At 67.4% G+C, this 23431-nt stretch carries 21 protein-coding genes, 1 tRNA gene and 1 pseudogene; 8 read left to right on the plus strand and 15 right to left on the minus strand.

All coding sequences use genetic code 11. The features are described from left to right. Window positions 1–49: 49 nt before the first annotated feature. The 4 genes and pseudogenes from ACFVIV_RS17045 to ACFVIV_RS17060 all read right to left on the minus strand — a co-directional run bounded on the left by ACFVIV_RS17045 (window position 50) and on the right by ACFVIV_RS17060 (window position 5869). Window positions 50–1000 (minus strand): esterase/lipase family protein, encoded by a 951-nt coding sequence (locus ACFVIV_RS17045; protein WP_379197195.1) that lies wholly within the window; start codon window positions 998–1000, stop codon window positions 50–52. A gap of 374 nt (window positions 1001–1374) precedes the next feature. Further along, a pseudogene (locus ACFVIV_RS17050) lies at window positions 1375–2637 on the minus strand (YibE/F family protein); the annotation flags it as partial. A 456-nt stretch (window positions 2638–3093) separates the two neighbouring features. Next, a complete protein-coding gene (locus tag ACFVIV_RS17055) occupies window positions 3094–4371 on the minus strand; it encodes a pyridoxal phosphate-dependent aminotransferase (RefSeq protein WP_379197197.1) in 1278 nt (425 codons plus the stop codon). Window positions 4372–4426: 55 nt separating this feature from the next. Next, window positions 4427–5869 carry an XRE family transcriptional regulator gene (locus ACFVIV_RS17060; RefSeq protein WP_379197199.1) on the minus strand — a complete coding sequence of 481 codons (1443 nt, stop codon included), beginning with the start codon at window positions 5867–5869 and terminating at the stop codon, window positions 4427–4429. 177 nt (window positions 5870–6046) lie between these two features. On the opposite strand from ACFVIV_RS17060, the gene ACFVIV_RS17065 reads away from it, so the two are divergent. Further along, the gene (locus ACFVIV_RS17065) at window positions 6047–6496 is read left to right on the plus strand and encodes a hypothetical protein (protein WP_379197201.1); all 450 of its coding nucleotides are present in this window, start codon (window positions 6047–6049) and stop codon (window positions 6494–6496) included. A gap of 113 nt (window positions 6497–6609) precedes the next feature. Here ACFVIV_RS17065 and ACFVIV_RS17070 read toward each other — a convergent pair whose 3' ends face one another. The 3 genes from ACFVIV_RS17070 to ctaD form a co-directional block, all read right to left on the minus strand. Beyond that, complete coding sequence (locus tag ACFVIV_RS17070; protein ID WP_379197203.1) at window positions 6610–7929, minus strand: Hsp70 family protein; 1320 nt, start codon at window positions 7927–7929, stop codon at window positions 6610–6612. A gap of 223 nt (window positions 7930–8152) precedes the next feature. Beyond that, window positions 8153–8725 (minus strand): dCTP deaminase, encoded by a 573-nt coding sequence (dcd, locus tag ACFVIV_RS17075; protein ID WP_379197205.1) that lies wholly within the window; start codon window positions 8723–8725, stop codon window positions 8153–8155. 47 nt (window positions 8726–8772) lie between these two features. After that, on the minus strand, window positions 8773–10557 hold the full coding sequence (gene ctaD, locus ACFVIV_RS17080; protein ID WP_379197207.1) for a cytochrome c oxidase subunit I: 1785 nt from the start codon (window positions 10555–10557) through the stop codon (window positions 8773–8775). Between the two features lie 286 nt (window positions 10558–10843). Here ctaD and ACFVIV_RS17085 point away from each other — a divergent pair. Next, a tRNA-Gly gene (locus ACFVIV_RS17085) sits at window positions 10844–10914 on the plus strand. 54 nt (window positions 10915–10968) lie between these two features. Here the strand turns inward: ACFVIV_RS17085 and ACFVIV_RS17090 are convergent. Continuing rightward, complete coding sequence (locus ACFVIV_RS17090) at window positions 10969–11688, minus strand: NIPSNAP family protein (RefSeq protein WP_379197209.1); 720 nt, start codon at window positions 11686–11688, stop codon at window positions 10969–10971. Window positions 11689–11795: 107 nt separating this feature from the next. Here ACFVIV_RS17090 and ACFVIV_RS17095 point away from each other — a divergent pair, with 107 nt between their 5' ends. After that, window positions 11796–12293, plus strand: coding sequence for an NUDIX hydrolase (locus tag ACFVIV_RS17095; RefSeq protein ID WP_379197211.1), 498 nt, complete (start codon window positions 11796–11798; stop codon window positions 12291–12293). A 4-nt stretch (window positions 12294–12297) separates the two neighbouring features. Here the strand turns inward: ACFVIV_RS17095 and ACFVIV_RS17100 are convergent, their stop codons facing one another. From ACFVIV_RS17100 to ACFVIV_RS17115, 4 genes are all read right to left on the minus strand, one after another. Next, complete coding sequence (locus tag ACFVIV_RS17100) at window positions 12298–12771, minus strand: hypothetical protein (RefSeq protein WP_379197213.1); 474 nt, start codon at window positions 12769–12771, stop codon at window positions 12298–12300. Window positions 12772–12894: 123 nt separating this feature from the next. Then, on the minus strand, window positions 12895–13221 hold the full coding sequence (locus ACFVIV_RS17105) for a hypothetical protein (RefSeq protein ID WP_379197214.1): 327 nt from the start codon (window positions 13219–13221) through the stop codon (window positions 12895–12897). Between the two features lie 45 nt (window positions 13222–13266). Then, window positions 13267–13563 carry a hypothetical protein gene (locus ACFVIV_RS17110; protein ID WP_067533165.1) on the minus strand — a complete coding sequence of 99 codons (297 nt, stop codon included), beginning with the start codon at window positions 13561–13563 and terminating at the stop codon, window positions 13267–13269. Then, window positions 13550–13774 carry a hypothetical protein gene (locus ACFVIV_RS17115; protein ID WP_379197216.1) on the minus strand — a complete coding sequence of 75 codons (225 nt, stop codon included), beginning with the start codon at window positions 13772–13774 and terminating at the stop codon, window positions 13550–13552. The genes ACFVIV_RS17110 and ACFVIV_RS17115 overlap by 14 nt, the downstream gene beginning before the upstream one ends. Window positions 13775–13954: 180 nt before the next feature. Here ACFVIV_RS17115 and ACFVIV_RS17120 point away from each other — a divergent pair, with 180 nt between their 5' ends. The 4 genes from ACFVIV_RS17120 (at window position 13955) to ACFVIV_RS17135 (ending at window position 17578) form a co-directional block, all read left to right on the plus strand. Beyond that, a complete protein-coding gene (locus tag ACFVIV_RS17120) occupies window positions 13955–14731 on the plus strand; it encodes an alpha/beta fold hydrolase (RefSeq protein ID WP_379197218.1) in 777 nt (258 codons plus the stop codon). Between the two features lie 15 nt (window positions 14732–14746). Continuing rightward, window positions 14747–15505 (plus strand): crotonase/enoyl-CoA hydratase family protein, encoded by a 759-nt coding sequence (locus tag ACFVIV_RS17125; RefSeq protein WP_379197220.1) that lies wholly within the window; start codon window positions 14747–14749, stop codon window positions 15503–15505. Between the two features lie 183 nt (window positions 15506–15688). Next, entirely contained in the window at window positions 15689–16798 is a 1110-nt protein-coding gene (locus ACFVIV_RS17130; RefSeq protein WP_379197222.1) for a DUF4185 domain-containing protein, read from the plus strand. 78 nt (window positions 16799–16876) lie between these two features. After that, complete coding sequence (locus tag ACFVIV_RS17135) at window positions 16877–17578, plus strand: class I SAM-dependent methyltransferase (protein ID WP_379197224.1); 702 nt, start codon at window positions 16877–16879, stop codon at window positions 17576–17578. Here ACFVIV_RS17135 and ACFVIV_RS17140 read toward each other — a convergent pair. Continuing rightward, window positions 17575–18195 (minus strand): alpha/beta family hydrolase, encoded by a 621-nt coding sequence (locus ACFVIV_RS17140; protein ID WP_379197226.1) that lies wholly within the window; start codon window positions 18193–18195, stop codon window positions 17575–17577. The genes ACFVIV_RS17135 and ACFVIV_RS17140 overlap by 4 nt on opposite strands. 300 nt (window positions 18196–18495) lie before the next feature. Here ACFVIV_RS17140 and ACFVIV_RS17145 point away from each other — a divergent pair, with 300 nt between their 5' ends. After that, on the plus strand, window positions 18496–20322 hold the full coding sequence (locus ACFVIV_RS17145) for an acyl-CoA dehydrogenase (RefSeq protein WP_379197445.1): 1827 nt from the start codon (window positions 18496–18498) through the stop codon (window positions 20320–20322). 64 nt (window positions 20323–20386) lie between these two features. Here ACFVIV_RS17145 and ACFVIV_RS17150 read toward each other — a convergent pair whose 3' ends face one another. Both ACFVIV_RS17150 and ACFVIV_RS17155 read right to left on the minus strand, forming a co-directional pair. Next, window positions 20387–21448, minus strand: coding sequence for a GGDEF domain-containing protein (locus ACFVIV_RS17150; protein ID WP_379197228.1), 1062 nt, complete (start codon window positions 21446–21448; stop codon window positions 20387–20389). A 159-nt stretch (window positions 21449–21607) separates the two neighbouring features. Further along, window positions 21608–23353, minus strand: a complete 1746-nt coding sequence (locus tag ACFVIV_RS17155) for a VanW family protein (RefSeq protein WP_379197230.1) — start codon at window positions 23351–23353, stop codon at window positions 21608–21610. Between the last annotated feature and the right edge of the window lie 78 nt (window positions 23354–23431).

A 23431-nucleotide genomic window follows, 5' to 3' on the forward strand; every position in this document is an offset into this window, starting at 1 on the left:
GAACATCGTTCCCACTCCGGAATTCCACCCGCACACCGGGTTCCGCGGTCTACAGCCCCGCCGGGGTTGAGTTCGGCACGCACGGGACGACCAGCGGCGCTTCCGGATCCAGGCCCTGCATCGCCAGCGTCGCCGCCACGGGATCGCTGGTCAGGAACAGATGCCCGGTCATGTCCTGCGGGCAGACCTGCTGCAGAATCACATTCGTCGCATTGGGCGCGTCCTTCAGCCCATTGGTGTACGGCACGACCTGGTTGTCGGCCTCGGTGAGAACCGAGTAGTAGCGGACCTTCGGCGAGTAGACGCCGCTCTCCTGCAGCTGCTGGATGAATCCGGAGCCGGTCAGCATGTCCACGCAGGCGGCGCACGGCGGATTCATGGCCGCGTAGACCTGGTTGTAGATGCCCAGCGCCCGAGCGGTATCGGACAGGCTCTGGGCGACCCGCGTGCCCTTCCAGATCGGCGCCAGCGACACCTGGGTGTCGACCAGCTCGTCCCCGCCCATGAACTGGATGTAGGCCGCGGCCACCAGCGTGCCCTCCGACCAGGTCAGCAGCTTCACCTTCGGCGCTCCGGTCGCGGCCAGCACGCGATCCACGTACCGGGACAGCTCCGGCGCCGAATTCATGATCGGAATGCGCCCGCCGACACCCTCCAGCAGCCCGCTGTCTCCCGGATACGTGCCATAAGTGAGCGCGAAGACACAGTAGCCCAGATTCTTCAGCAGCGGTGACACCGCCTGCCAGCTGTTCTCGCCATTGCCTGCGAGCCCGTGCACCAGGACCACCGGCAGCGGATGGGCCGGATCGGGTGTGCAGCTCCAGTCGTTGCCGCCCGGTGGATCGTAGGGGGCCTTGGCATTCAGCGAGGAATCGATGAACGGCCCCATGCCCCACACCACCGGCAGTTCCGCCGCCGACGCGGTGCCCGGCGCCGCACCCGTCGCGGCGGCGATCCCGGTGATCCCGGCGGCCACGATCATCTTGAATTTCGTGAGCATCAGGACAGCGCTCCTAACCGAAACGTGACGACGCTACGAACCAGGAAAACTGCTACCCCACGGCGATCTCGGGATGTGGGTCACCGTACTCGATGGTGCGATCAGGGCCTGGAATGCCGACCGCCGCCGCGCGGCGGATTGGGCGGATTCGGCGGCTCCTGCGGCGGCCAGACGGGCAGATCCTCGGTATCCGGGTCGTACGGCTCGGGCGCCGGGCTCGGATTCAGCCGCACCACACCGGTATACGGATTCGGCGGCGCGGGCTCGGCCGGGGCGGTGGTGCGCGGCGCGTCGTCGGCCGCGACCTTGCGCAGCGTCCCGGTCGTGGCCGCCGAGCGCGTCCTGCCGGCCGGCGCGGGCCGCTCGGCCGCGGTCCGGCTGCGCTTGGCGGGCCGCACCGGCTCCGGCTTGTGCCCGAACGGCCGCGCCAGCATGACCGCGATACCGGTGGTCAGCGGCACCGACAGCGCGAGCGCGATACCGCCGACCGCGGATCGCGCGATCTCGATGCCGACGGCGTCGCCGGTGAGCACATCGGTGATATTGCGGCCCGCCACGCTGAACAGCAGCAGCAGCGGCAGCGCGCCGCCGGCGTAGGCGAGCACCAGGGTGTAGACGGTACTGGCGATATGGTCGCGACCCACCCGCATGGCGGCGCCGAAAATGCTGCGGCGATTGGCCTTTTCGTCCAGCGCCGCCAGCTCGAAGGCGGCCGAGGCCTGCGTGATGGTCACATCGTTGAGCACGCCGAGGGTGCCGATGATGAAGCCGGCCAGCAGCAGTCCGGTAATGCTGACGTGCTCCAGATAGGTGGCGACGTTGGTGTTCTGCTCCTCCGACAACCCGGTCAGATGCGTGACCTTCAGAGTGAGCCAGGACAGGAAGGCGGCCAGGCCCATCGAGGTCAGCGTGCCCAGCAGGGCGGAACTGGTGCGCAGGTTCAGCCCGTGCGCGAGGTACAGCACCACATAGAGAATGAGCGCGCCCGCCACCAGGGCGACCGGTATGGCGGGCTTCCCGTCCAGCAGGGCGGGCAGCAGGAATTTGACCAGCACGGCGAAGGCGAAGATCAGTCCGATCAGCGCCCGCAGCCCGCGCCAGCGCGCCACCGCGATGATGACCACCGCGAAGGCGATGACGATGACGGTCAGCGGCAGCCCGCGCGAATAGTCGTCGAACCCGTAGATGGGCGCACCGGTCGGATCCGTCGATCGCACGATGCGGATCTCGTCGCCCACCCGCAGGTCGGGTTGCCCTGGGCCGGGCGCGATTTCGAACAGCGTCCGCTTACCCTCGTCGGGCCCGGATTCGATGGCGACGATACTGCGCTGGCACTCATAGGCATTGGTGCGCGGCGCCTGCGGCTCGTCCGCGAACGGCTTGCCCAGCGACGCGCTGCCGCACGCCCCGAGGTCCTGCCGGATGACGGTGCCCGCCTCGGTCTGGAAGGCCCCGCCGCCCGCGCTCTGCATCGGCAGCGGAATGTCGACGCGCTGGGCGCTCGGCCACAGCCACACCAGCCCGGCCACCACCGCGATTCCGATGAGTACGAGAAGCCCGATGACAACGCGGGCGGCCTTGGCGCCGACCGGGACCGGGCCCGAATGATCGTGGTGGTGATGGTGGTGATCGCTCACTCGGACGACCCTAAACGAAAATCGTTCTCTGTTCCGCCTCCCCGGGACTTTTGCGCCCGGCCGAGAGCCGTCGACGTCGAGCACGCGTAGTGCGGTCGGGTGCCGAGCCGATTTTGGGCGTACCCGATGAGTTACCCGGACCTCACGAGATCAGTTGTCACCTACCATGCGGCCGGAATTCGGCATGAGGTCGGGATTTCCTGGAGGGGGCGGCGGAGAGCAGGGGGATGTCTCCGCCGCCCGGGATCGGCGGCCCAGGGGGGGTAGGCCGGCCCAATCCAGGGCCGGACGGCCCAGGGGGGGTAGGCGGTCCGGCCGGGCACTCAAGGTGCCGAGGACCACTGTACACAAAAGGCGGTTCTTTGCGCTAGCTAAGTCTCTAAAAACCCAACTTTTTCGAACCAGCGGTTTGTTTTAACCGGAAGCGATGTGGGGGTTCAACTCTCAGATCCCCTATCACTGCCGGTAGGAGGCGAGGAAGTTGCCGAACCGCTCGATGGCCACCGACAGGTCCCGCGCCCAGGGCAGCGTCACGATGCGCAGATGATCGTGATGCGGCCAGTTGAAGCCGGTGCCCTGCACCATCAAGATCTTCTCCTGCAGCAGCAGATCCAGCACCAGTTTCGAATCATCGTGGATCTCATGGACTTCCGGATCCAGCCGCGGGAACGCGTACAGCGCGCCCTTGGGCTTGACGCAGGAAACGCCCGGAATCGTGTTGAGCTTCTCCCACGCCACATCGCGCTGCTCGAGCAGCCGCCCGCCGGGCAGTACCAGATCCTCGATGCTCTGATGCCCGCCGAGAGCCACCTGAATCGCATGCTGCGCGGGCACATTCGGGCACAGGCGGGTGGAGGCCAGCAGGTCGATGCCCTCGATGAAGCCGGCGGCGTGATCCTTCGGGCCGGTGATCACCAGCCATCCGGAGCGGTACCCGGCCACCCGGTACGCCTTGGACAGCCCGTTGAAGGTCAGGCACAGCAGATCCGGCGCGAGCGTGGCCAGCGACACGTGCTTGGCATCGTCGTAGAGGATCTTGTCGTAGATCTCGTCGGCCAGCAGCAGCAGCTGATGCTTGCGCGCCAGGTCCACGACCTGCTGCAGCACCTCGGCCGAGTACACCGCGCCGGTCGGGTTGTTGGGGTTGATCACGACAATGGCCTTGGTCTTGTCGGTGATCTTGGATTCCATATCGGCGATATCCGGCTGCCAGTCGTTGGACTCGTCGCACAGATAGTGCACCGGCGTGCCGCCGGCGAGGGAGGTCATGGCCGTCCACAGCGGATAGTCCGGCGCCGGGATCAGCACCTCGTCGCCATTGTCCAGCAGCGCCTGCATGGTCATGGTGATCAGCTCGGAGACGCCGTTGCCCAGGTACACGTCGTCGACATCGAACTCCGGGAAGCCCGGGACCAGCTCGTAGCGGGTGAAGATGGCGCGGCGCGCGGGCAGGATGCCCTTCGATTCGGAGTAGCCCTGCGCGTACGGCAGCGCCGCGATGATGTCGCGCATGATCACGTCGGGCGCGTCGAATCCGAACGGCGCGGGGTTGCCGATATTCAGCTTGAGGATGCGGTGACCCTCGGATTCCAGCCGTGCCGCGTGTGCGTGTACCGGCCCCCGGATTTCGTACAGGACGTTCTGGAGCTTGGTCGATTGCTCCAGGGTGCGCGGGGACCGATGCGGTAGGTGACTGGAAGGGCTCACCCGAACAATGGTGCCATCCGCCCGCATACCGGCTCGTCCACCACCTGTCTTGGTCGCGGGCCTCAAAATGTGGGCGTTGTTTTCACCGCGAGGTATCGGGTGGCAACATGCCGGTCGCGGCCGTGTTCCCGCAGAATTCCTCGATTCGCTCGTCCAGATACCGCGCCTCGACCGCATCCCGGAACTCCGGCCGGGTCAGCCGCTGCCGCAGCCCCGTGAGCCGTTCCTCCAGCTGCGCGATGCGCTTGTCCTCGTCCAGTTGCAGCACCGGCTGCAGCGCCTCGGCCGCCCCGTCCAGACTGCCGTTGATCAGGTGCGCGGCCGCGCTGTCCACCCGGGCCAGCGACTCCGCGCCGTAGGAGCGCTGCTCGGTCGGGCCGTTGGCGTACAGGTCGATGGCGCGGCGGGTGTGCTCCAGCGCGGGCTCGGCCTGCCCGAGATGGATATAGGTGGCTCCCGCGTAGTAGTGGCTCTTGGGCTGGTTGAACCCGAACACGCCGCCGACCTCGTCGTGCAGGGTGTCTCCGACCTCGCCCTCGCGGGCGCCGTCGGCCTCCCGGATACACCGTTCGGTATCGGCATTGCTGCCCAGCTTGGACCAGATACGGGCCTCGATATTGTGCAGCCGCACCTTCGAGGTGGCCGATTCGGCGTACTGCTGGCCGGACTGAGCGAGCAGCACCGCCCGGCGCGGGCGCTCCGACCAGTATTCGATGAGCGCCTGCATGCCGCGGGTCCAGGCGCGTAATCCGTTGTGCCCGCACAATTCCGCGTAAGCCCATGCCGCCCTTGCCTGTTCGCCGGCGGCATCGACATAGCCGAGATCGGTGCTGGCATTGGCGAGCAAACCGGACAGCGTGCCGGCCAGCAGATACAGATGCCCGGTGTCGGCGGGCCGCTGATGGCCTTCGAGCAGGCGGTAGACGCGGCGGCGCACCCGCAGCATCTCCACCATCATGGGTACCGGCGGTACGTGCACATAATCGTTGGCGATGCGCGTGACATCCGCATCGAGCTGTTCCAGCGTGGTCGCGCCGACATTGGAGCTCTCGGCCCTCCCTGCGTGCTCGCTGGCTTCGTGGGCTGCCGCCATGATCAGATCCCTCTCCGAAATCGCTGCTAACGCATCGCCTCTCATCGCACCCGTGTCGACGAGTGCCAGCAGTTCCGCGTCGCTGGAATAACTGGCTTGCACCGGATTGCCCAGGCCCAAGGGGGAACCGGGCTGGCGCACATCGAAACCGGGTACGGCGGGGCGGTCGATCAGAGGCTGGTCGATCAAGGCCGCGAACCGTGCCCGCACAACATCGTCGGACCTGGCCAGAGAGGTATCGAGGGCGGCCTGATTCACGGGACGGGGATGGACCCGATCCCCCCCGGCTTCCCACTTCGAAACCAAGCGTTCGTGCACGCCCAAGTGCGCCGCGAACTCTCGGATACTCATCCGCTTGGCATCGCGGAGGGCGCGGGCCTCTTTGCCTGACCACTGCCGGACCACGACGTCATCCTTCCGAACGAACTCCATGTCCAGGGTACGAGCGTGAGGTGCCTGCGGCCACAAGCGAAACCTACCTGGTACCAGGCTTTATACGGGTTGGTAATAGTGGCGGCGGAAGGGCAGCGCAAGGAGGGCATGCGGGCGTTTTCACAATGCCCCGGCAGCCGCGACCCTGTAACCGGGAGGCGAAGAGGAGCGGGGATCGTGAACGCGGACAGGCTGAGAACCATCGATGACTGGGTGGCGTACTACCGTCACGAGTTCGGGCTCCCGGTCACCGAGCGCGGCGGCTTCGTCATGCTTCCCGTCACCGGAAAGATCGGCGTGGTGCATTTGCCCGTTGCGCGCGCCGAAAAGGTCCGCACCGCACTGGAACAGCGCAAACGCGCCGGACCCATGCTGGCGCGGCAGATCCGCTGGAGCTTTCTGACCGAACCCGATTCCACTCCCGGCGAGCAGATCATGGATGTCCTCAACCGCCTCGACATCGGCATACCCGCCATTGGCAGCGCCGTCATGCTCCCCACCGGTCTGGGCCGGTGGACTCGTGAAGGCTGCCACTGGGTTTCACCGCCCACCCGCGATCTTCGTCTCCCACCCCTGTCCGTGGTCATCACGACAGCTCTGGCGGTGGGAACCGGAAGCGAGGACTGAACGCAGCAGGTCCTCGCACCGGCGCGGCACCGCAACAACCTCCGCGGACGCGCGCCGGACCCACCGAGTCCGCCCCTTTCTGGCAGTCGACGGGGCGGACTCGGCGTGTGCGGTCAGGGTGCGGGGGCCGGGAAGAGCGGCGGAATGGTGGGCACCACCACCGGCGGCAGGCCCGGAATGATGGTGATGGTGTTGGGCCCCGGCGCCGGGGTGGTCTCCTCGGTGGTGGTCGGCGCCCAGCGCGGCGGCGGCGCGGCCAGGGATTCATTGGTGGCGTCCGTGGTGACCGGGACCTGGGTGGCCGGGGCGCTCGCGGCGGGAGTGGTGGTGGCCGGCGCCGAGGTGGTGGCGTCGGTGCTCTGCGAATCGTGTTCCAGCACTTGCGGACCCCAGCCCAGCGAGACGCCGATGGCGGCCACCACGACCAGTGCGCCCACCGCCACGCCGGCCACGCTGATCTCGCGGCGCCGGGTGAACTTCTCCCCGGAACCCGAACTCGATAGCCAGGACGTCCCGGCCTCCGCGGGCGCCGGGGCGGCGTCCTCGGGCAGCAGGGCCACAGGGAACGGCGCGGGCGCGGAGCGCTGCCGCACCGGACGGGCCAGCATGGCGGCGCCGCGGGTGGCGATGGTGTCCGGGCCCGGGGCCACGATCACCGGCACGCCCAGCCAGCGCCGTAAAACCCGTGCCACGAGCGGAATCTGGGCGCAGCCGCCGATGACGGCGACGGCCTGCACCGGCTGTTCGGAGCGCAGGATGACATCGCGGGTCATGCGCGCGGAGGACTCCACGGCCAGCATGATCAGCGCTTCGAAGTTCTCCTGGGACAACAGCACCAGGCCCTCGGTGGACGGCAGCGCCACCGCGCTGTTGGCGGACAGCTGCTCCTTGGCCTGCCGGCACAGCGCGTCCAGCTCGGCCAGGCCCGCGGCATCCGGCGGATGGGCGATGCGCCCCGAGGCGATCTGCTGTTCGCGGATCAGCGAATCCAGGTAGTCGCCGCTGATATCGCTGGTGCGCTCGCTGATATTGATCTGCCGGGCGCCGGTGTCCACCACGGTTACCGACAAACCGGACGCGCCGAGATCGTAGAGCGCGACGGTGCCGAAACCCTGCAGCTCACCGGAGTTCTCCAGGAACTCCAGGGCGGTGATCACATCGGGCACCAGCTCGTAATTGGTGAACTGCCGGCGCGCCAGCTCCGCCCGGACGGCCCGCGCGTGCTGTTCGTCGCGGTAGGCGATGGCGGTGGCGCTGATCTGCGGATCCGCCGCCAGCACCGCGCCGACGGCATCGGCGACGAGCACCTCCACCGGACGGTCGCCCACCGGGACGGTCTGCACGTCGAAGGCGCGCTCGGCGGAATTCCCGGCAACGGGCCGTGCGACGCGAACCGCGCCCGCCCCCACCGAAACTCCCAGTACCGAACTCATCTGCAGCCCATCTCGTTTCCACATTCACCGAATCGAGCGGATGCCGTCGAACGGCCGACCTGCATCGCGTCACGTGCGGTGATCACACTTGCGGTGGGGTCACTGTACCTGTCGCGATCACCCTACGATGCCGAGAGTCCCGAGTACACCCGGGAGTTCACCCCGCAGGCACCGATCAAGCCCCGCAGACAGGAGTCCGCTGCGGCGCAGCGGTATTCGCCGATCAGGAGCCGACCGGGAAATTCAGGTAGGCGCGCGAGGGGGTCGGGCCGCGCTGGCCCTGGTACTTGGATCCGGCGGCCGCGCTGCCGTAGGGGTTCTCGGCCGGGCTGGTCAGCCGGAACAGGCAGAGCTGGCCGATCTTCATACCCGGCCACAGCGTGATGGGCAGATTCGCCACATTCGACAGTTCCAGGGTGATGTGGCCGCTGAAACCCGGATCGATGAAGCCCGCGGTGGAATGGGTGAGCAGGCCGAGCCGGCCCAGGCTGGACTTGCCCTCCAGGCGTCCGGCCAGATCATCGGGCAGGCTGCACACCTCGAGGGTGGAGCCGAGCACGAACTCGCCCGGGTGCAGTACGAACGGCTCGCCCTCGGTGGGTTCGACCAGGGTGGTCAGCTCGTCCTGCCGCTGCGCGGGATCGATATGGGTGTAGCGGGTGTTGTTGAACACCCGGAACAAACTGTCCAGCCGCACATCGATACTCGACGGTTGCACCAGTTTGTCGTCGAACGGGTCGACCCCGAGACGACCGGCGTCGATTTCCTTGCGGATGTCGCGATCGGAAAGCAGCACGCCGAACAGGGTAGTTGCTGCCGGGTGCGGCACCGCGCCGGGTGTGGTCAGGGCTTGGTCAGGTCCGGGCCCTCCGGTGGTTTCGGCGGTAGTTCGGCGGGTGCGCCCGCCGCTTCGGTGACCTGTTGCGGTTTGCGCAGGCCGAAGGTGGAGTACGCCTCGGCGCGCATGCGCTCGATCATGTGCGGGTAGTGCAGCTCGAAGGCCGGCCGCTCGGACCGCACCCGCGGCAGCTCGTAGAAGTTGTGCCGGGGCGGCGGGCAGGAGGTCGCCCACTCCAGGGAGTTGCCGTAACCCCACGGATCGTCCACGGTCACCAGTTCGCCGTAGCGGTAGCTCTTGAAGACGTTCCAGACGAAGGTCAGCATCGAGAAGCCGAGCACGAACGAGCCGATGGTCGAGATGGTGTTCAGCATGGTGAACCCGTCCATGGGCAGATAGTCCGAGTACCGCCGCGGCATGCCCTCGTTCCCCAGCCAGTGCTGCACCAGGAAGGTGAGGTGGAAGCCGAGGAACGTGGTCCAGAAGTGCAGTTTGCCGATCCGCTCGTCCAGCAGCCGCCCGGTCATCTTGGGGAACCAGAAGTAGATGCCCGCGAAGGTGGCGAACACGATGGTGCCGAACAGCACGTAGTGGAAGTGCGCCACCACGAAATAGGTGTCGGAGACGTGGAAGTCCAGCGGCGGGGAGGCCAGCACCACGCCGGACAGACCACCGAACAGGAAGGTCACCAGGAAGCCGAGGGAGAACAGCATGGGTGTCTCGAAGGTCAGCTGACCGCGCCACATGGTGCCGATCCAGTTGAAGAACTTCACGCCCGTGGGCACCGCGATGAGGAAGGTCATGAGCGAGAAGAACGGCAGCAGCACCGCGCCCGTGGCGTACATGTGATGCGCCCACACCGCCACCGACAGCGCGCCGATGGCGAGGGTGGCGTACACCAGCGTCGAATACCCGAACAGCGGTTTGCGGCTGAACACCGGGAAGATCTCGGTCACGATGCCGAAGAACGGCAGCGCCACGATGTACACCTCGGGATGCCCGAAGAACCAGAACAGGTGCTGCCACAGCATGGCCCCGCCATTGGAGGCGTCATAGATGTGCGCACCCAGGTGCCGGTCGATGCCGAGCGCGAACAGCGCCGCGGTGAGAATCGGAAACGCCAGCAGCACAAGCACACTCGTCACCAGGATGTTCCACACGAAGATGGGCATCCGGAACATGGTCATACCCGGGCAGCGCAGGCAGATCACCGTCGTGATCATGTTCACCGCGCCCAGGATGGTGCCCAGGCCGGAGACGATCAGCCCCATGATCCACAGGTCCGCGCCCACCCCCACCGAGTGCGTCATATTGCTGAGCGGCGTGTACCCGGTCCAGCCGAAGTCCGCGGCCCCGCCCGGCGTGATGAACCCGGCCGTGGCCATGGTGGCCCCGAACAGATACAGCCAGTAGCTGAAGGCGTTCAACCGCGGGAACGCCACATCCGGGGCCCCGATCTGCAAGGGCAGCACCGCATTGGCGAATCCGAAAACGATCGGCGTCGCATAGAACAGCAGCATGATCGTGCCGTGCATGGTGAACAGCTGATTGAACTGCTCGGGCGAGAGCATCTGCAGTCCGGGCCGCGCCAGCTCCACCCGCATCAGCAGCGCCATCAGCCCGCCGATCAGGAAGAACGTCATGGCCGTGAACAAATACATGTTCCCGAGCATCTTGGGATCGGTGGTGGTGATGGCCTTCCACAGATAGGACCCCTTGGGACCCATCCGCGCCGGAAACGGCCGCGCGGGCTCGAGACGGGAGACTTCACGCGCAGGTGTCGCGGTCATACGTCCTCCTCGACCGCCGAGCAGGAGACGCCGCACGCCTCAGCAAACGTCCAGCATATCCAAACTACTTGTGGTGGACGGGTTTTCGATCTGCGAGCACAGTCTACGACCGCCCGTAGCTGAAACTCCCTGCTTCGACGAAACAACCCGCAAGATCACCGGCGCGCCGCCCCCGGCCCGCCGCGGCCGCCACCCCGACCAGGCACAACACCTAAAGAGTTGCGTCCCGTCAGCCCCCGTCTGATAGAGTCGCGAACGCACCTCGACCCCCCGGGGCCGAGCAAATGCCGATGTAGTTTAGTGGTAGAACATCAGCTTCCCAAGCTGAGAGTGCGGGTTCGATTCCCGTCATCGGCTCTTTCCGGCAAGCCCCCTGACCAGCAGCAATGCGGCAGGGGGCTTGTTTCGTTCTCAGCGCAGCAGCGAGCGTGCGGTCGGCGCGAGGAGCAGCTGCTCGGCCGGGGCGCAGGACCGTTCGCGCAGCTCCGGCAGGATCCGCTCGGTCCACTCCCGCGATTCCTCGAGCGCGTCGAGTGCCGCGGCGCGCGCGTCCGCGTCGGGGAACAGCGCGAACCAGGCGAACACCGTCTCCGTCCGCACCGGGAGCCGGGTGAAATCGTTCGGGGTGGGGTCGGTGCGATAGCAGCCGATAGGGGTCACGCCCAGCGCGGGACGCACCCGGCGGTCGAAGAACTCGGTGAAGTCCTCCGGAGCACATCCCGGGTAGTAAATCGTCGCCAGCGCACGGGATTTCGGGAGTTCGTGGGCTCCTGCCGGTGGACGTTGGCCGGAGAGATCGAAGGCGGAGTCCGCGGTCGCGGGGCGCAGCAGCAGCGCATTGTCGGTGTCCAGCATGGTCGCCCGCGCGGCCGGGGCGTGTTCGCGCCAGACCGCGCCGTCGACATAGAAAGCCGTCAATGATGCCGTGCGCGCGGGGATATCCGGAAACGCTCGCATCCAGACGAAGCGGTCCGGATTCGATTCGTCCCGGAACTGCGCGACGACGCGGATGCCGACCTCTTCCTGCGTCTCCACGAGCTCACGGTCGAACAGCTCGATCATGACGTCCCGCGTGCCCGGGCGCAGGGTGTACTGCCGCAATTCGACTACCGGCCAAGGATTTTCCATCATGTGCCGACCCTGCCAGCGGTGGCTCCGGCGTTCGAGTGGCCTAGGGGCCCACATTCGTCAATATCTGGCCAGCGGCACCGGATCTCCTGCGCCATAAGATCGTTCCCATGGGAATCCAGCGCGCCACGGCCCGGGTCATCCTCGTCGACCCGGACGACCGCGTCCTGCTCTTCCGGTTCAAGCCACCGCCGCCGTTCGAACCCGATCCGGGCTGGCTCACCCCGGGCGGCGGGCTCGATCCCGGGGAGAGTCTCGAGGACGGTGCGGTGCGAGAACTGTTCGAGGAGACCGGATATCGCATCGATCGCGCGCAGCTGAGTCCGGTGGTCGCGGTCAGCGCGGGACAGTGGTCGGCCGAGGACGGTACGGTCTACGACGCGACCGACTCCTATTTCTTCGTGCGGGCCGCGGCCTTCGAAGTGGACATCTCCGGCCACGAGGAGATCGAACGCCGCGCGCTGTCCGGCCACCGCTGGTGGGCGCTGCCGGACCTGCGCGAAACATCCGATCACGTTTTCCCGCTCGGCCTGGCCGGACTATTGGAGCGACTCCTCATCGGCGACATTCCGGGCGAACCGCTGCGCCTGCCCTGGCGCCGCGACTGATCGATCAGGCGCATTCCGACACAACGCGACTGGTCGCCTTGCTGACCTTGCGGAAGTCATCGCTGGACAGGCCGAGCGTGGCCGGGTTGATGGTGATCGAGCCGGAGCTGTAGCCCTCATCGATGATCTTGCCCAGGCCGCTCTGCGAAATGCCTTCCTCGATATAGATGTTCGCGATGCAGTTGGCGGTCTGCTGATTCAGTTTCGCCTTGTCCTGCAAGGACTTCGAGATCTGCTCAGAGGTCAGGCCGCCGGACGCGACCACGCCGCCCGAAGTGGTCGTGGCGCCCGAAGTGGTCGTGGTAGGCGGCACGACGGAGGCCGGCGCGCCCGAGGTCGTGGTGACCGGCGCGGAGGTCACCCCCGCCGAGGTCGAGGGCGCGGCGACCGGTCCCGCCGGCGTCGACGACTCCTTGGTGCTACAGGCGGCCAGCACCGGCAGCGCCAGCAATGCCACGGCGGCAACGGTTTTCTTCATCGCAGTCCTCGGATCTCCTGGGTGACGGCTCGTCACATCACCCAAGAGACTGGCCGCGACCGCTTGGGATCGGGCAATGGATCGCTAAAACCGCAGGCACCCAAGGCGTACCGTGAGCTCAGCTCACTTCTTCAGGCATTCCCCGACGATCTTGTTGGTGGCCGCGCGCGCCTTGTCCGCATCCTCGCCGGTCATGCCGAGCTCCTCCATATTGGTGGCGGTGGCGGCCTTCTGATCATTCTTGATCATCAACCGCAGCCCGTCCTGCGAAATCCCCTGCTCCACATAGATGCGCGCCGCACAGTCGGCCAGCGCCGCATCCTTGAGACCACCCGCCTGCAGCGCCTTCGACACCTCCGCCGGGGTGATGTCCGGCGCCTTGTCGTCACTGCCGCAGGCGGCCAGCAACGGCAGGGCGACGAGCGCGGCGGTGAGCAGGGAAATACGCACGGGTTCCTCGTTTCTCACGGAACTGGATATGCCGGAGAGACGATCTCACAGATCCATGGCCGCGCGCAGCGCTGTGTCGATTCGATCCGCGGTCTCGGCGTCGACGGCATCGATGCGCCGGGCCAGCCAGCCGCGATAGATGCGGCCCAGATTCCCGGCGTGCACCCAGCCGTGACCCGGAATGGGCACGGCCAGAATGTCGCGCGGATCCTCGGCCTCCACCTCGGCGGCGATCAGCCAGGGCCGCGGTGACTCGTTGATGCCGTCACTGCTGATGAGAATGATGTTGCGTGTCTTGCGAGTGCCGTGTGGGTGATAGACCCAGAGCTCACCCCTGCGCACGCAGCTCCTTCTCCGCGGCGGCGCGCTCTCGCTCGTCGGCTTCCGCGATATCGACCGGGTCGGGGCCGGGGAGGCAGCCCGTGCGCACGGCTTCCCGCCGGGCGGCGCGCGATATCCACGCCGAGGGCGACATGCCCGCACGAGCGGCTGCTTGCTCCGCATACGACCAGGCCGCCGCGTCCAGCGACAAGGTCACTTTCCGGGTTGCCATACCTTTTATCGTACCGCCGGATGCCCCCTTCCAAAGCTACGAAAGAAGGGGTTCTCAGGGGCTTTGCCCCTGAGAACCCCACACATGCGGGGTTGGCGGGGAGGGGCCGAAAACCTCAATTGGCCGTGCGACAACCGCTGTTAGGGTCAGACCGCAGGGACCTTTTCCGGGGAGTCGACGATGACGAAATTGAACTATGTCCGCGCGGGCAGCGGCGAACCGCTCGTGCTCGTGCACGGCGTCGGCAGCCGCTGGCAGGTCTGGGAACCCATTGTCAGCACGCTCGCCGAATCCTTCGATGTCATCGCGGTCGATCTGCCCGGTTTCGGCGGCAGCGAACCGCTGCCGCACACCACGGTGTCCACGCTCGCCGACGCCCTGGTCGACTTCCTGGCCGAGCAGGGCATCGAAAGACCGCATCTGGGCGGCAATTCCATGGGCGGCGGCATCGCGCTGGATCTGGCCGCGCGCGGGCTGGCCCGCTCCGTCACCGCGTACTCACCGATCGGGTTCTGGGACAAGCCCGGCCGCATCTGGTGCCAGCAGGCCCTGGGCCGCGCCAAGGATCTCAGCAAGCTGCTGCGCCCGGCGGTCCCCGGGCTGCTCGGCACCGTCGCCGGGCGGACGACGTTCATGGGCCTGGTGCTCGGCAAGCCGTGGGCGGTCGATGCGCGAGTCGCCGTCGACACCGTCGAGGCCCTGCTCGCCGCCGAGGGCTTCGAGCCCGCGCTGGCCTCCTTCACCGACTTCCGGCTGCCCGATCGCAGCGCCGTCGCCGATATCCCCGTGACCATCGCCTGGGGCAACCGTGACATCCTGCTCACCTACGCCACGCAAGCCCGGCACGCCCGCGAAGTGCTGCCCGGCGCACGGCATGTCACGCTGCACGGCAGCGGGCACACGCCGTTCTACGACGACCCGGCCGGCTGCGCCCGGCTGCTACTGGACCAGCTCTGACCCGGAGGTACGACCGTGGGCACCAATGTCACCCTCACCGTGGACGGCGATCGCGCCTACGTCGCGCTGGACCGGCCGGACAAGCACAACGGCCTCACCATCGAGATGCTGCGCGAGCTGGTGCGCCTGGCCGGAGTCATCGCGCGGCGCACCGATATTCGCGTGGTCATCCTGTCCGGCAACGGCCCCAGCTTCTCCTCCGGCCTGGACATCGCCAAGGCCATGGGCAATCCGCTCGACGTGCTGCGCGCCTTCGTCCCGCTGCCGTGGCGCGGCACCAATGTGTTCCAGGAGGCGTGCTGGGCGTGGCGGCGGCTGCCGCAGCCGGTCATCGCGGTGGTGCACGGACGTTGCTACGGCGGCGGCCTGCAGCTGGCGCTGGCCGCCGATTTCCGGTTCGTCACACCGGATTCGGAATTCTCGGTGATGGAGGCCAAGCACGGTCTCATTCCGGACATGACCGGCGCGGCGACCCTTTCACGCCTGGTCGGCATTGATCAGGCCCTGTTGCTGACCATGACCGCCGACCCGGTGGATGCCGCCTATGCGGAGCGAATCGGCCTGGTCACCGAGGTATCCGCGGATCCGCGGGCGGCCGCGGAGAAGCTCGCCGACCGCATTGCCGCGCGCCCGGCGCATGCCGTGGCGGCCGCGAAAAAGCTCTTCGATCGCACGTGGCAGGCGTCGGTTCGCCGTACGCTGTCGATCGAACGTGCGACACAGCTGCCTTTGATCGTCCGGCAAGCCCTGAACCGAGGATCGAATTCGCACTGAGCAGGACGCGATTTCGCAAAAGTAAGCGAACTCACTGCAAACAATCCGGTTTGGAACCCCAACCTCCGGGGTAACGCTGTTAGCATTTTCACACTTTGCCAGCGAGTCGAACACTTTGTGCGGCCCGTCACACACGGTCCGGTCCGCGCACACCATTCGGCGAGACTCGGAGGAAGCACCGCATTGACCAAGACCGCCCCCCTGCTGCTGTCCGCGATAGCAGGTGCCACGGCCTTGCTCCTTACCGTGACCACCCCGGCCGCAGCCAACCCCAATGCCATCAATCCGATCCCGGTGCTCAACGGCACCAATGGTTTGCCGCAATTGCCCGGACGTTCCAAGGCGGTCTTCCAGGTCACCGGAATGGCCAGCCCCAACAACACCCAGAACTACAACGTGCTCGGCACCGACCTCGGCATCATGTGGGACAACGGGCACGGCGAAATGCTCACCGCCTTCGGTGACACCGCCGGACTCGGCTTCCCGAATCTGCTGGTCGGCAGCACCTGGGCCTGGCGCTCGAACATTCTGGTGCGCTCGCACACCCAGAACCCCGCCAATGGCATCTACTTCGACAGCGTCGTGCGCGATATCTTCGGCCAGGCGCGCGATCTGATCCCCAGCCCCAAGATTCCGTGGCTGGAGATCAGCCGTATTCCCACCGCCGGCATCTCGGTGGGCGGCGTCCAGTACATGAGCCTCATGTCGGTCAAGACCTGGGACGACGTCGGCGAGTGGACCACCAATTTCTCCGGCCTCGCCGTCTCCGGCGACAATGGCGAGAACTGGCTGGAACTGCCCGCCACCCGGCGCCCGGACGACGGCGGCAACAGCAACTTCCAGATGAACGCCTTCCTCAAGGCCGACGGCTTCGTCTACGAATACGGCACCGCCTCCGGGCGCAACAATCCCGCCTTCGTGGCGCGCGTCCCGGAGGCCGCCATCGGCGACCTGCCCGCCTACGAATACTGGAACGGCGACAAGTGGGTGAAGGACGACGTGAACGCGGCCGCGCCCGTGATCGGCGGCGGCGTCTCCGAAATGTCGGTCATGTGGAACGACTACCTCGGCGAATACATCATGCTCACCACGGATCCGTGGAATTCGGTGGTCATGTACCGCGCCCCGCATCCGGAAGGCCCGTGGGGCGGCCCGGAGGTGCTCATCGACACCCGCGAACTGCCCAGCGCCTACGCCCCGTCGATCTTCCCGTACCAGACCGGGCGTGACCTGTACTTCCTCACCACCGTGCACAGCCAGTACAACGTCATCCTCATGCGCACCACGCTCTGAGTCCGACTGATCCGGCGGCGAACACCCGCGCGTGTTCGCGGCCGATTCGTGTGCGGGATCAGCCCATAGACTCGGGGCATGGACGCCGCCGAGTGGGACGAGCACTACGCCCGAACCGAATTGGTCTGGGGCGCACCGCCCAGCGACACCGTCGTGGAGCAGGTCTTCGGCCTCGAACGCCGACTGCCCGCGGGTCCCTTCACCGTCGGGGAGCCGCGCCCCGAACTCCCCCGCGCCCTGGACCTCGGCTGCGGCGACGGCCGCAACACCCTGTGGCTGGCCACCCACGGCTGGCAGGTCGACGCCGTCGACTTCTCCCAGACCGGCATCGACAAGGGCCGCACCGTGGCCTCGCGGCTGTCCCGGTCGGTGCGCGGCCGTATCAGCTGGCACTGCGCCGATGTCACCGAACTCGACGGCACCGATCTCACCGGGCCCTACGAGCTCATTCTCATGGCGTTCCTGCAACTGCCCGGCGCCGACCGCCGCACCCTGCTGCTGCGCGCGGTCGAGATGCTCTCCCCCGAGGGCACGCTGCTGATCCTCGGCAACGACACCCTCAACCGCACCGAAGGCTATGGCGGCGAACAGGATCCCGACCGGCTGTTCACCCCTGACGACATCGTCGACGAGCTGGGCGTGGCCGGCGACGAGATCCGCATTCGCGTGGCCGAACGCATCGCCCGGCCCACCGAGGACCGCGACGCCATCGACGCCCTGGTCGTGGCCACCAAACCGGGCCCGGTCCCGCCCGAGGATCCGCTGGCGCTGGAGGACTAGCCCGCCCAGCGCTCCAGCCAGGGCGCGACGGCCGCGGCGATCTCGTCGAATCCCGCGCGGTAGGAATGCGCCTGGCCCGCGATTACCCGCACCTCGGCGGCGTCGGCGGCCGCCGGAATTCCGAACGGATCGCGCCCGCCATTGACCACGACCACCTCGATATCGCCCGGCGCCAGCAACTCCTCCCGCCGCGACTTCTCCGGCTTGCCCGGCGGATGCAGCGGGAAGGACAACGCCACCACGCCGCGCGCCCCGGCCTCCCGGGCGGTGCGGCAGGCGACCCGCGCGCCATTGCTGCGCCCGCCCTGAATCAAGGGCAGCGCGGCGAGCTTCGTCTTCAGCACCGTCTTCTTGCGCAGCGCCGCGACGATCTCCAGCCACGCCGTGTCCTGCGCCTCGGCATTACCGGGGGCGCGCCGTCCCGCCACCCGGTACGGCTGCGTCACCAGCGCCACCACGCCGCCCCGCGCTACGGCCGAATCCCGCACGGCCAGAATGTCTTTCGCATCGTTCCCGCCCCCGGCCCCGTGCGTGAGCAGCAACAGGAACCGCGGCGTCCCGCCCGCGGGCCGGTCGATCTCCACGTCGGCCGGTCCGGCACTCGTTTCGATGCGCATAGCGCACGGTAACCGGGCCTGTCGGTGATCTCACAACGGCGCGCGCGGCCCGGCGAGAACCGCCCCTACCTGCGGTTCCGGGATCGCCTCGGGCTCAACGGAAACGCGCCGCCAAGCAACGCGCGTGCTTCTCGTCACAATCGCCCATGATCGCCTTGGCGACGGTTCTACCCGTCGGTAACATGGCGCATAAGTTACCCGCCAGTAGCGCTGCTTTACGGTGTCTACCCGGTGGAGACCTAACGGGCGGGAACGGCACCAACCGAACCGCACCCATCTCAATGGAGAGTGAGTACGACCATGGGTCACTACAAGGCAAACGTCCGCGACCTCGAGTTCAACCTCTTCGAGGTCCTCGGCATCCAGCAGCTGCTCGACGCCGGCGCCTACGGCGACCTGGACGCCGACACCGTCAAGGAAATGCTGAACGAGGTCCGCCGCCTGGCCGAGGGCCCGCTCGCCGACTCCTTCGTCGACGGCGACCGCAACCCGCCGACCTTCGATCCGGCTACTCACACCGTGACTCTCCCCGAGTCCTTCAAGAAGTCCTACAAGGCCCTCGAGGACGCCGGCTGGTCCAAGGTGCCCGTGCGCGAGGAGCTCGGCGGCCTCGGCGCCCCGTCCGTCGTCGGCTGGGCCCTGGGCGAAATGATCCTCGGCGCCAACCCGCCGGCCCAGATGTACGCCGCCGGCGCCGGTTTCGCGCAGGTCTTCTACAACAACGGCACCGATGAGCAGAAGAAGTGGGCTCAGATCATCGCCGACCGCAACTGGGGCGCCACCATGGTGCTGACCGAGCCGGACGCCGGCTCCGACGTCGGCGCCGGCCGCACCAAGGCGGTGCAGCAGGAGGACGGCTCCTGGCACATCGAGGGCGTCAAGCGCTTCATCACCTCGGGCGACTCCGACGACCTGTTCGAGAACATCATGCACCTGGTGCTGGCCCGCCCCGAGGGCGCCGGCCCGGGCACCAAGGGCCTGTCGCTGTTCTACGTGCCGAAGTACCACTTCGACTTCGACACCCAGACCCTGGGTGAGCGCAACGGCGTGTTCGTCACCAATGTCGAGCACAAGATGGGCATCAAGGTCTCGGCCACCTGTGAGGTCACCTTCGGCGGCCACGGCGTGCCCGCCAAGGGCTGGCTGGTCGGCGAGGTGCACAATGGCATCGCGCAGATGTTCGACGTCATCGAGAACGCTCGAATGATGGTGGGCACCAAGGCCATCGCCACCCTGTCGACCGGTTACCTGAACGCGCTGGAGTACGCCAAGACCCGCGTGCAGGGCGCCGACCTGACCCAGATGACCGACAAGTCGGCTCCGCGCGTCACCATCACCCACCACCCGGACGTGCGCCGCTCGCTGGCCATGCAGAAGGCGTACGCCGAGGGCCTGCGCGCCATCTACCTCTACACCGCCGCCCACCAGAACGAGGACATCGCGAACCTCGTCTCGGGTGCGGACAAGGATGTCGCCTTCCGGGTCAACGATCTGCTGCTGCCGATCGTCAAGGGCGTCGGCTCCGAGCGCGCCTACCAGTACCTGACCGAATCGCTGCAGACCTTCGGCGGCTCCGGCTTCCTGCAGGACTACCCGATCGAGCAGTACATCCGCGACGCCAAGATCGACTCGCTGTACGAGGGCACCACCGCCATCCAGGCGCAGGACTTCTTCTTCCGCAAGATCGCCCGCGACCGCGGCGTGGCGCTGGCCCACGTGGCCGGCCAGGTGCAGGCCTTCATCGAGCGTGAGGGCGGCAACGGCCGTCTCAAGGCCGAGCGCAAGCTCCTCGCGACCGCCCTCGAGGATGTGCAGGCCATGGCCGCCACCCTGACCGGGCACCTGATGGGCGCCCAGCAGGATCCGAAGGAGCTCTACAAGGTCGGCCTGGGTTCGGTGCGCTTCCTGCTCGCCGTGGGCGACCTGCTCATCGGCTGGCAGCTGCTGGTGCAGGCCGAGGTCGCCATCAAGGCCCTCGACAACGGTTCCACCGAGCCGTTCTACACCGGCAAGGTCGCCACCGCGCAGTTCTTCGCCCGCAACGTGCTGCCGGAGCTGACCTCCGTCCGCACCGTGCTGTCGGCCCTGGACAACGACATCATGGAGCTGGACGAAGCCGCCTTCTGAGGCTGAGCAGTACCTGAAAAGCACTGCGGCCCGGATGAATCCGGGCCGCAGTGCTTTTCATTTCCTACGACGACTCGGCTCCGGCCATGATCACGGCGTTGCCGCCCAGGTTCTTGGCTTGGTACATGGCCGAATCCGCTGCTCGCAGCAGTTGGTCCGGGGTCAGGGGGGATTCGGGGCCGTCGTTGACGGCTATGCCGATGCTGGCGGTGATGGCGGTGCGGGTTCCGGTGGCGGTGGCTATGGCGCGGCGGATGCGTTCGGCGGCTGTGCGGGCGTCGGCGCGGTTGAGGTGGGTGATGATGACGAATTCCTCGCCGCCGCTGCGGGCTACGAGGGCGCCGGGGTCTACCGAGGAGCGGAGGCAGCGGGCGGCGCGGACCAGGACCTCGTCGCCGGCGGAGTGGCCGTAGGTGTCGTTGACGGCTTTGAAGCGGTCCAGGTCGACGATCATGACGCCGATCGGATCGTCCGGGGCGGCGTCGAACCATTGGGACAGGTAGTAGTCGAGGCCACGGCGGTTGAGCAGCATGGTCAGGGGGTCGGACAGGGCGTCGGTGCGCAGCAGCCAGTAGAGGAATTGCAGGGCGGGCAGGACCAGGACGGTGGCGGCGGCCATGATCAGGATGATGGACAGGGCCAGGGCCAGGTCACCGGTGTCGGTGATGACCATGAGGGTGCTGAGGGTCAGGACCGACAGCAGTGACCAGATGGTGTGCGCGGCCAGCACCCGCGGGCCGTGGAAGAAGGTCAGGTAGCCGCCGGTGACCACCAGCAGGATGGCGCCGAGTGAGCCGTAGACGCGGTTGCGGTCCATCAGGCAGGCGGCCGTGACGAGCACATCGGCGCCGCCCAGGAGCAATAGCGAGGTGTTCGCGCTCGGCCAGGGCGCGATCCACCAGTACAGCGTCCACAGCCCCGCCCCGGCTGCCACGCAGCCGAACACCAGCTGACCGGTGAATCCGGACGGACCGGCGGGCGAGATCCAGGTCAAGATGGAGATCACGAACATCATCGCGCCGCCGGTCGCGACCACGATCTTGAAGCTGCCCAGTGCACCGCGGGCCTCCAGCCGATGCACCAGCCAGGTGTAGTCGACCGGATCTCGCCACCAGGTTCGCACCATCGTGCACCTGTCCGCCCGCGAGATGTGCACCGCCGACAACATCAACCCCTTCCCCTGATCCCCGGCCCGCCGCGTGGGGCGGGCACCGGAATCCCCAGTGTAAGTACGTTCAGCCCGGGCCGCTGCCCCCGAAACCCCAGGCAGCGGCGCTGTCCGGGCCTACTCGCACTTGACCACCGGAATGGGGTCGTACTTCACCGTGCGGGTGGTCCGGGAGATCTCCTTGCCGGTGCGGATGTCCTTGATGACGCGGGTGTCGGATGTGGTGAATCCGGGCGCGCCCTCGGTGGCGATGCATTCCTTGCCCTTGGGAAGGGTAATGGTCTGCGGCTCCGTCGGTTTGCTGCGGTCCCCCGTAATGGATTCCACCTCAACGGTTTTGGTGCTCCACAGCCGGACCGTCACCTCGGAATCGGTGGTGGCCGTCTCGATGAAGACGCCGTAGGGGGTGTTGTTCTTGAACTTCAGATCGATGGCGCCGTCGAAGACGGTGGCCTCGCGTGCGGCCGGATACCGCGAGATGTAGTAGCTGTGCTCGGTGTGGCCCGCGTCCTCCATGCCCGCGAAATAGGCGGCGTTGTAGAGGGTGGTGGCGAACTGGCTGATGCCGCCGCCCACCGCGGTGCTGGGGCGGCCCTTGTCGATGATGCCGGACTCGACATAGCCCTGCTCGACCCCGCGCGGACCGGTGAAGTCGTTGAGCGAGAAGGTATCTCCGGGTTTCACCACCGCGCCGTTGACCTGGCGGGCCACCACCTTGATATTCACGCCGGAGGGGCCGCTGAAGCCACTGGTGGTGAAGGTGCCGACCATTTGGACCACGCCGAGCTTCTCGGCATCCTCGGTGGCGAGCTTGGGCTTCACCTGCTCGTAGACCACGGCCCGGGAGCGGTCGCCCGCCGAAACCACCAGGGTGTCAAAGGATTCCAGCGTCTTGTCCCAGGTGATGGTGTCGCCCACGACCGCGGGGACCACGGTGGGGCGGCCGCCGGTGAGATTGAAGGTGGCGTCCTTGGGCTCCACCTCGGTGGGCTTCAGCTGGGGTTCGAGGGCGGCGATGAGCGCCTCGGAGTTGTACGAAAGTTTCAGTCCGCCTTCGCCGTCCGGCTGGAAGGACAGCGCGCCGGCGATCTGCGCGGGCTCCAGGACGGCATTGCCGCCCTTGCCGGTGAAGGTGATGGGCGCGGCGACCGCGGGGGCGGCCTTCTCGCGCAGTGCGCGATCCACCGCCTCGGCGCGGACCGTCGCGAGGGTTTCGACGGCCGGGAGTTCCAGCACCGGTCCGTCGGCCCAGTGTTCCGCCAGCACAACGCGGGCCGCGGGGACGTCGAGCACTCGACCGGGCACCGGCTGCACCGGCACGGGTCTGGCGTCCTCGAACACGACACCGCCCTCCACCGGTTGCCGATCGTGCGCTCGCAGCGTCTCCAGCTGCGTGGTCATGGCGGTGTCGTCGATGGTGGCGGCGGGTTCCACCGTGCGCGTGGTGAAGAAGGACGCCAGGCGGGTGAAGGGATTCACGGACTGGCTGCCGATGCGATCCCAGGTGCCGTCCCAGTCCACCGACAGCCCCGCCTCGCGCGGCACCAATTCGGTTCGCACATCACCGATCTGGACCGTCAGCGGCTGCGCGGCGCGCTGATTCAGCACGGTCTCCAGCCGGGACTGCGCCAATTCCCGGTCCATGCCGCCGATATCGATGCCCGCGACCTGCACCCCGCGCGGCACCTCGCCGGAAGATAGCGACCAATCCACCGCGAAGGCCAGCCCGCCCGCCGCCATCAGCACACCCGCCGCGATTCCGGCGCGGCGTGCGGCCGCGGAGTTCAGGATCTGCCGTCCGGACGCTGGTTCCTCCGCGGCGCTGCGCGCACGCGAATGCCGCCCGGGACTACCGCTGGTCACGAACCATCCTCCCAATGGTTGAATGCCGACTCACACAGCGCGAGTTCACCGCCCACCATAATGGTCGGCACCGACACG

Source organism: Nocardia sp. NPDC127526 (assembly GCF_042672265.1).
GTDB lineage: Bacteria > Actinomycetota > Actinomycetes > Mycobacteriales > Mycobacteriaceae > Nocardia.